Origin of the sequence: Pseudomonas fluorescens, assembly GCF_004683905.1 — a bacterium.
GTDB classification, from domain to species: domain Bacteria; phylum Pseudomonadota; class Gammaproteobacteria; order Pseudomonadales; family Pseudomonadaceae; genus Aquipseudomonas; species Aquipseudomonas putida_A.
Map to the genome: position 1 here is coordinate 2,626,669 of NZ_CP038438.1, position 9,583 is coordinate 2,636,251.

At 63.6% G+C, this 9,583-nt stretch carries 2 protein-coding genes and 2 pseudogenes; 2 read left to right on the top strand and 2 right to left on the bottom strand.

What is annotated here, in order from left to right; all coding sequences use genetic code 11:
- Positions 1-127: 127 nt before the first annotated feature.
- On the bottom strand, positions 128-1,534 hold the full coding sequence (adeC, locus tag E4T63_RS11885; protein ID WP_280818743.1) for an AdeC/AdeK/OprM family multidrug efflux complex outer membrane factor: 1,407 nt from the start codon (positions 1,532-1,534) through the stop codon (positions 128-130).
- Positions 1,535-1,618: 84 nt separating this feature from the next.
- The gene (locus E4T63_RS11890) at positions 1,619-2,413 is read right to left on the bottom strand and encodes a helix-turn-helix transcriptional regulator (RefSeq protein WP_096795978.1); all 795 of its coding nucleotides are present in this window, start codon (positions 2,411-2,413) and stop codon (positions 1,619-1,621) included.
- Between the two features lie 488 nt (positions 2,414-2,901).
- On the opposite strand from E4T63_RS11890, the pseudogene E4T63_RS28940 reads away from it, so the two are divergent.
- Positions 2,902-4,224 (top strand): annotated as a pseudogene (locus E4T63_RS28940) (condensation domain-containing protein); the annotation flags it as partial.
- Between the two features lie 90 nt (positions 4,225-4,314).
- Positions 4,315-9,315, top strand: a pseudogene (locus tag E4T63_RS11895) (amino acid adenylation domain-containing protein); the annotation flags it as partial.
- Between the last annotated feature and the right edge of the window lie 268 nt (positions 9,316-9,583).

Below are 9,583 nucleotides of genomic sequence, written 5' to 3' on the forward strand. Positions count from 1 at the left end.
GGCAGGACTGGCGGGGGGTTAACCGTAAAAGCGGCGCATGATACCAAACTGACGGCAGACGCCGGCCACGGATCGCCGCGCGGCGTCGGATCGGGCGACAAAAGGTGTAAGAAAAAGTGACGAGGGGCTACTGAATCAGGGCCTCATTGGCCTGCCAGCCGCCGCCCAGCGCGGTGTACAGGTTGACCTCGGCAACCAGCTGCGCAAGACGATCAGTGATCAGCCCCTGCTGTGAACTGAACAGCGAACGCTGTGCATCGAGAAACGTCAGGCTGCTGTCGACACCGTTTTGATAGCGGTGTTGCGCCAGGTTGTAGTAGTCCTGAGTGGCCTGTACCAGATCGCGTTGCGCCTGCAATTGCTGCTGATAAGTGCTGCGCGCCGCCAGGCCATCAGCGACTTCCTGAAACGCGGTTTGAATCGATTTTTCGTATTCGGCGACCGCCACATCCTTCTGCAACTTCGAATAATCCAGACTCGCGCGCAGGCTGCCGGCGTTGAAAATCGGCAGGTTGATTTGCGGCTGGAACGTCCACGCCCCGGAGCCGGCGCTGAACAGGCCGGACAGATCGCGGCTGGAAGTGCCGGCGCTGGCGGTCAGGCTGACACTGGGGAAAAACGCCGCGCGCGCTGCACCGATATTGGCGTTGGCCGCTTTCAGTTTGTACTCGGCCTGGAGAATGTCCGGGCGCCGTTGCAGCAGGTCCGACGGCAACCCGGCCGGCAATTGCTGAACCAGATCGCTGGCCAGTGGTTGCGCCGGCAGTTGCTCGGGGACTGGCGCGCCAACCAGCAGTGTCAGGCTGTTGAGATCCTGCGCCACCTGACGTTTGTATCGCGCCAGATTGGCTCGCGAACTGTCGACGCTGGTTTGCGCCTGCGCCTGTTCCAGCGCCGAAGACTTGCCGGCCTCACGGTTGCGCGTGGTCAGGCGCAGGCTTTGCTCATCCGCGGCCAGGGTCTGGCGCGTCAGTTCGAGCAACTCCTGATCGGCGCGCCAGGTCAGGTAGGCGTTGGCGACGTTGGCCACTAGACTCAGCTCGGCACTGCGCCGCGCCTGTTCGGTCGCCAGCCAGGTTTGCAGCGCCTGCTCGCTGAGGCTGCGCACTCGGCCGAAAAAATCCAGTTCATAGGCACTGACGCCCAGATTCACCGCATAGGTCGAATTGATCATGGCTTTGCTGCGGGTCACGCTGGGCGGCATGCGCTGGCGCGACTCGCTGGCATTGGCCGACACCGCCGGCAGCAAATCGGCGCGCTGGATGCGGTACTGCGCCTGAAACGCCTCGACGTTCAGCGCAGCGACCCGCAGATCGCGATTGTTCACCAGCGCGCTTTCAATCAACTGTTGCAGCGCCGGGTCGTTGAACAGCGTGCGCCAGTCTTCAGTGCGCGCTGCGGCGGGTTTCGGTGCCGGGTAAACCGCGCCTTGCGGATACTGCGCCGCGCTCGGTGAGGCAGGGCGCTGGTACTCGGGAATCAACGAACAACCGGCCAGCAGGGCGGCGAGGGACAGCAGGGAAATGCGCAGCATCGAACGCTCTCATGCAGAAAAAACACGTGCCGGGCACTGCGTCCCCACACCATCATCAAACACCGTTGAACCACGGCCGCGCGGTTATGCCCCAGCCATCCAGCGCGCCAGACCGTGCCGTCCGCTGACCCCCAGTTTGGCGGTCGCCCGTTTGAGGTAGGTCTCGACCGAACTGCTCTTGACCCGCAGCTTCTCGGCCAGTTGCGGCACGGTACCGCCGGTCAACAAACCGAGGCAGACTTCTTTCTCTCGGGCCGACAGCACGATGCCGCCCAGCGCCAGACGTTCGTCGAACACCTGCTGCAACGGCGCCTGCTCCAGATCGGCCAAGGGCTGGCGCGGCTGTTTGGCGACAATCTGCCGACTGAGCTGCGCGTGCCGTTCGATCAGCGGCAACAGCGTGTCGGACAGGCTTTTGAGAAACGACAGTTCCGGCAGGGAAAACACCCGTTGCGTATGCGGTCGGTAGAACGAGATGACACAGCGGCGATTAGAGGTGCGGGACACCAGATTGCACTGGTGCACGCTGTGCTGCGGATGTTGCGGCTGGAGCGACGCTTTGAGTTGAATCAGCAGGGAATCATTCATCTCGATCATCTTCTGCAACAACGGATGATCGTCCGGACTTTTCAACGGGTCCGGTGGCGGGAAGGTCTGCGGCAGTCCGGCGCTGCCCAGCGCCTTGATCTCGACCACGCTGGCCTGACGTTCGTCCAGCGTCCACTCACTGAGATCGACGCGATTGACCGGCACCAGGGTGTCGACCAACTGGAACAGGTTGCTGGCGAAATGATCGTCGCCGGTGCTGGCAATCAGTTCCCCCAGTTGCCAGTAGAAATGCGGGTTTTCCATGTTGCGAATGCTGCCGGTCAGATTCATATCCTTGTCATCCCTGGTTTCGAGTCATCACCGAGTCGTCCGCTGTTTATGCAAAAGCCGCCCACGCAATCGTCTCTCCTTGAAACTGATCTGGGGCGGGATTTAAGCCTATGGATTTGTCCTACGTCTGTAGGGGAAAACAGGGACACAAAGTGCCATCATTTCTGAAAGTTGGCGCCGGGCTTCTGACGCCGTTTGCGACAGGTGTTGCGCATCGCGTGACTGTTTGGTCACGGCAAGACCTTGAAAACCGGGGCAGTGGCGTTTTTTTGAGGTCACAACGCAGGTCGATGGCAGCGCTGGTGTGTGGCATTTTTCCTACAGGATTTTCAGTGTTTCCTCTCCGAACTTTTAGTGGGTTCCCACCCAATCAGGGGTTACAAGCGCTGACAGGCCAGCCCCCGGGGCGGGGTTGTCCGGGTTTTACGTGTCATGTCGGCATCAGGGCCGATGCTTGAATAGGCGCAAAATCACATGAGAAGGATCTTATGCCGCCTATTTCTGCCCCTGCGGTGGCCACGCCGTCCGCATCGCTCCAGACGTATCCGCTGACCGCTGCGCAGCTGGATATCTGGCTGGATCAGCTGAGTCGCGGGGATTCGCCGCTGTACAACATCGGCGGCTACCTGGACCTCAGCGGGCCGCTGGATCCGGCGCGGATGCAGGCTGCGCTGGAAGCACTGGTAGCCCGGCATGACGCGCTGCGCACGATTCTGCTGCCGGGCGCTGGCGCCGATGGCTTGCCGTTGCAGCAGTTTGCCCGGTCAGTAGCGGTGCCGATGCCGATCGACGATGTGTCGGCGCACAGCGACCCGGAATCGGCGGCGCGGGCATTGGTGCAGGCGCGCATCGATCAGCCCTTTGTACTGGACGGCGGCTGCCTGTTGCGCTTTCTGTTGATCCGCCTCGATGACCAGCGACACTGGCTGTCCGTGCAGGCGCATCACTTGATCATCGATGGCTGGGGCTTCGGCGAAATGTTCAAGTCGCTGGACGAGATCTACAACGCGCTGGCGCACGGCCAACCGACACCGGTCGCGGCGCCGTCGTACATCGACTTCATCGAGGACAATGCGCGCTATCAAGCGTCGCCGCGTTATGCGCAGGATCGCGCCTACTGGCTGGACAAGTACCGACAATTGCCCGAGCCGCTGTTGCTGCCACGGCATCAGCAGAGTCTGGCCGGCCAGACCGCGCAGACGCAGGTCTACGCGCAGCCCTTGCCGGCGTTGCTGCACGAGCGCATGCAGCAGGTGGCCCGAGCGTTCGGCGCGTCGGCGTTCCATGTGTTGCTGGCGGCGCTGCATGTCTACTTCAGCCGCACCGCACAACGTGACGAATGGGTGGTTGGATTGCCGATTCTCAACCGCTCCGGCGCGCGCTTCAAATCCACGCTTGGGCTGTTCGCCCAGGTCAGTGCGGTGCGCATGGGCTTCGGTCGCCACTGCACGTTCGCTGAACTGGTCAAAGCGATCCGTGAGGAACTGCGCAAGGATTTCCGCCATCAGCGTTTTCCCGTGAGTGAGATGAACCGCGCCCTCGGCCTGCTGCGGGAGGAGCGCTCGCAGCTGTTCGAAGTCACTGTTTCCTACGAGCAGGGCACTCACGATTATCGCTACGGCGAGGCGTCGGGACGGATTATCAAGGCCTCGAACGTCGAAGAGGCCACACCGCTGGCGGTGCACTTGCTGAGCAATCTGGCCAATGACGACGCGCGGCTGTACCTGATCTACAGCGAGGCGTATTTCAACGCCGATGAAGTCCAGGCACTGGCTGAACGCTGGTTGCTGATTCTGGAGCAGGGGCTGGAAGCGGTGAATCTGGCGGTGGCGGATTTCGACCTGAGCACGCCGGAAGAAACCGCGCTGCTGCAGCAGTGGAATGCCACGCGGGTGGACTACCCGGCGCCGACGACCCTTCAGCAACGTATCGAAGCGCAGGCGACGCTGCGGCCGCAGGCGCTGGCGGCGGTTGATCAGGGGCAAAGCCTGACCTATGCCGAACTCAATCAACGCGCCAACGCGCTGGCTCATCATCTGCTCGATCTCGGGGTGCGCCCGGATGACCGGGTGGCGATCGTTGCCCGGCGCGGGCTCGACACGCTGGTCGGACTGTTGGCGATCCTCAAGGCTGGCGCCGCGTATGTACCGCTGGATCCGGCGCATCCAGCCGAGCGCCTGAGCTACCTGCTGGAGGACAGCGCGCCCATCGCGGTGCTGACCCAGCGCGCGCTGCGCGGGCATTTGCCGGCGTTGTCGGTGCCGGTGATCGAACTGGATCAGCCGAGCTGGCCCGCCGCCCATGTCGACGCGCCGAAGGTGCCGGGGCTGACCCCGGCCAACCTCGCTTATGTGATTTACACCTCCGGCTCGACCGGCCTGCCCAAGGGGGTGATGGTCGAGCACCGCACCTTGTGCAATCTGGTCGATTGGCACACTGACGTTTTCGACCTGCGCGCCGGCAGCCATACCTCAAGCCTGGCCGGTTTCGGTTTCGATGCGATGGCCTGGGAAGTCTGGCCGGCGCTGTGCGTGGGCGCGACCCTGCACCTGGCGCCGGTCAGCGAGGGCAGCGAAGACATCGATGCGCTGCTCGACTGGTGGCGTGCGCAGCCGCTGGACGTGAGCTTCTTGCCGACGCCGATCGCCGAATACGCGTTCAGCCGCCAGCTCGATCACCCGACGTTGCGCACGCTGCTGATCGGTGGCGATCGCCTGCGCCAGTTCCCGCGTCAGCCATCGTTCGAAGTGATCAACAACTACGGCCCGACCGAAGCCACCGTGGTGGCGACCTCGGGGCGCATCGACGCCGGGCAGGCGCTGCACATCGGCAAACCGGTGAGCAACGCCACGGTGTATCTGCTCGACGAGCAGCAGCAACCGGTGCCGCTCGGCGTGACGGGCGAGTTGTACGTCGGCGGGGCCGGGGTGGCGCGCGGTTACCTGAACCGCGCAGAGCTGAGCGCCGAACGCTTCCTGCGTGATCCGTTCAGTGCTGAACCGGGCGCGCGCCTGTACCGCACCGGCGACCTCGCGCGCTGGCGCGCCGACGGCAATCTGGAGTATCTGGGGCGCAACGATGATCAGGTGAAAATCCGTGGCATCCGGATCGAGCCGGGGGAGATCGAGAGCGCACTCGCCAGCCATTCGGCGGTGCGCGAAGCGGTGGTGCTGGTGCGCGACGGGCAATTGCTGGCGTGGTTCACCGAGCAGGCGCCGCTGGACATCAATGAGCTGCACGCGCAGCTGAAAACCCGCCTGAGCAGCGCCATGCTGCCGAGCGCCTACGTGCGTCTTACGGCGCTGCCGCTGACCGCCAACGGCAAGGTCGATCGCAAGGCCCTGCCGGCGCCCGGGCCGGACGATCTGATCCGCCGCGAATACGAGGCGCCGCAGGGTGAGGTCGAAATCGCCCTGGCGCAGATCTGGGCCGAAGTCCTGCAAGTCGAGCGGGTCGGGCGTCACGATCACTTCTTCGAACTCGGCGGACATTCGTTACTGGCAGTGATTCTGATCGAGCGCATGCGTCAGCTCGATCTGAGCAGCGACGTGCGCGTGCTGTTCAGTCAACCGACCCTGGCAGCGCTGGCGGCTTCGGTCGGCAGCGGTCGAGAGATCGAAGTGCCGGCCAACCGCATCGCCGCCGATTGCACCCATATCACCCCGGATATGCTGACCCTGCTGCAACTGAATCAGCCGACGCTCGACCGGATCGTTGCGACGGTACCGGGCGGCGCCGCCAATGTGCAGGACATCTATCCGTTGGCACCGCTGCAGGAAGGCATTCTCTATCACCACATCACCGCCGCGCAGGGCGATCCGTACCTGCTGCAATCGCAACTGGCGTTCGACAGTCTTGAGCGCGTCGAGGCTTTCGCTGCGGCACTGCGCGAGGTCATGGCGCGCCACGACATTCTGCGCACTTCGGTGCTCTGGGAAGGCCTGAGCACCCCGGTGCAGGTGGTGTGGCGCGAAGCGATTCTGCCGTTGCAGGAGGTCGAACTGGACCCGGCCGACGGCCCGGTCATCGAGCAGTTGCACGAGCGTTTCAACGCCCGGCGTTATCGCCTCGACGTCAGCCAGGCGCCGCTGATGCGCCTGGTGTATGCCCGTGATCCGGCGCTGGATCGGGTGGTGGGGATTCTGCTGTTCCATCACCTGGCCATGGATCACATCGCCCTCGAAGTGATGCGCAGCGAAATGCAGGCCAGTCTGTCGGGGCAGGTCGTGGCGCTGGCGCCGCCGGTGCCGTATCGCAATTACGTGGCGCAGACGCGGCTGGGCGTCAGCGAGCAGGAACACGAGGCGTTTTTCCGTGAGCAACTGGCGGACATCGACGAGCCGACCCTGCCATTCGGCCTGCAGGAAGTGCAGGGCGACGGACGCGACATCGACGAAGCGCAGCAGGCGTTGCCGGCTGACGTCTATCAGCGTCTGCGCACCCAAGCACGACAGGCCGGGGTCAGTGTGGCGAGCCTGATTCATCTGGCCTGGGCGCGGGTGCTGGCAGCGACGTCCGGTCAGCAACGTGTGGTGTTCGGCACCGTGCTGATGGGGCGCATGCAGGGGGGCGAGGGTGCTGACCGGGCCTTGGGCGTGTTCATCAACAGCTTGCCGTTGCGCATCGATGTCGATGCCGGAGTGCTCGACGCCGTGCGCGCCACCCATGCGCGGCTGACCGCGTTGCTCGGGCATGAGCACGCTTCGCTGGCACTGGCCCAGCGCTGCAGCGGCGTCGCCTCGCCGTCACCGTTGTTCAGCGCGCTGCTCAATTATCGGCACAGTGACGAGTCCGAACTGCTGGAGCCGTCCAGCCATGCCTGGAAAGGCATCGAAACCCTGGCCAACGAGGAGCGCACCAATTACCCGCTGACCATGAGCGTGGATGATTTTGGCAACGGCTTGCGCCTCACCGGCAGGGCCGTGGCGCAGATCGGCGCGCAGCGGATTTGCGGCTACATGCAAACCGCGTTGAGCGGCCTGGTACAGGCCTTGGAGCAGACTCCGCAACAACTGTTGAACCGCTTGCCGATCCTGCAAGCCGAGGAGTTGCGACGTTTGCTGATCACGTTCAACGCCACCGAGGTCGATTGTCCGCTGGACCAGCCACTGCACGCGTTGTTCGAAGCACAGGTGCGGCGTAAGCCGGACGCCATCGCGCTGCAATCCGCGCAGGGAACCCTGACTTACCTTGAGCTCAATCAGCGCGCCAATCGCCTGGCCCATCACCTGCGTGAACTCGGCGTGCAACCGGACTCGCGCGTAGCAATCTGCGTCGAGCGCGGACTGGATCTGATCGTTGGTTTGCTCGGCATCCTCAAGGCCGGTGGTGCTTATGTGCCGCTGGACCCGGACTATCCGCTGGAGCGCCTGAATTACATGTTGCAGGACAGCGCGCCGGTCGCACTGCTGGTGCATGGCGCCACGCGGCAATTGCTCGGCGAACCGGGTGTGACGCTGATCAATCTGGATCACGGCAGTTGGGAGCAGCAGTCGTCAGGAAATCCGCAGGTGCCTGGCCTGAATGCTTCGAATCTCGCGTACATGATCTACACCTCGGGCTCCACCGGGTTGCCGAAAGGCGTGATGATCGAGCATCGCAGCGCCTGCAACATGGTGCATTGGGGTTCGCAGCTCAGTCCGCCGACCGAGCACGGTGCGCTGCTGCAAAAAGCGCCGTTCAGCTTCGACAGTTCGGTGTGGGAGATCTTCTGGCCGCTGTGTTCCGGGATGCGTCTGGTACTGGCGCGACCGGACGGCAACCGCGATTCGGCGTATGTGGTGCAGACCATTCGCGAGCATCAGGTCACCGTAGTCAAATTCGTTCCTGCGTTACTGCAGCAGTTCATTGAGCAGGACGGTGTCGAACAGTGCACCAGCCTGACCGATGTGCTCAACGGTGGTGGCGAACTCAGCGCAGCGCTGGCGCGCCAAGTGCGCGATCGCCTGCCGTGGGTGCGGTTGCACAACGTTTACGGGCCGACTGAAACCACGGTGGACAGCACGGGCTGGACGCTGGACCCGGAAATGCCGGTGCCGGACAATGTGGTGCCAATCGGTACAGCCTTGAGCAATACACGCCTGTACGTGCTCGACGCGTACGGACAACCGGTGCCGCAAGGCGTCAGCGGTGAGTTGCACATCGGCGGCGTCGGCGTGGCGCGTGGTTATCACGGTTTGCCGGAGATGCAGGCCGAGCGCTTCATCGACAGCCCGTTTGTTGCGGGTGATCGCCTGTACCGAACGGGCGACCTGGCGCGCTACAACAACCACGGGGAACTTGAATTCCTCGGCCGCAATGACTTCCAGATCAAGCTGCGTGGCTTGCGTCTGGAGCCGGGGGAAATCGAGGCGCGGCTGATCGAACATCCGGCGGTTCGCCAAGCGGTGGTGATGGTGCGCGATGAGCGTCTGGTGGCCTGGTACAGCTTGCGCGCCGGCATCGACGCGCCATCGTTGGAAACCTTGCGCAGCCATGTGCTGGAGCGTTTGCCGGAGTACATGGTGCCGGGCGCGTTTGTGCTGCTCGACGCGTTGCCACTGACGCCAAACGACAAGATCGATCGCAAAGCCTTGCCGGAGCCGGGAGCCGACGCAGTCATCAATCGCCCATACGTGGCACCCGAGGGTGAAGTCGAAACCGCGCTGGCGCAGATCTGGAGCGAAGTGCTTGGCGTCGAACAGGTCGGACGGCACGACAACTTCTTTGAACTCGGTGGGCATTCGTTGCTGGCGGTGAGTCTGGTGGCGCGCATGCGTCAGAGCGGCCTGCACACCGACGCCCGGGCGCTGTTCAGCCAGCCGACGCTGGCGGCACTGGCGCTCAGCACCACACCCGAGGCGCAGCAAGTGTTGATCCCGCAAACCACCATCCCGAGCCTCACCCGCAAACGCCGGCTCTAGCCCGGAATTGATTGTGTAAACCAAACCCTGTGGGAGCGGGCTTGCTCGCGAATGCGGTGTAACAGTCACCATCAACATCGACTGACCCACCGCATTCGCGAGCAAGCCCGCTCCCACAGGGGAATTGCGGCGGCCGAGCCTGTGGCTTGTCCCCGCTTCCCATGTCAGCCCCGCAAGCCCCGATGTTTTAGTTTTTCCAGGCTGCGCACAGCAGGCACGGACTCGCGGCTGCGCGCTCCTTTTTCTCGTATTTACAGCAGGTTATCCC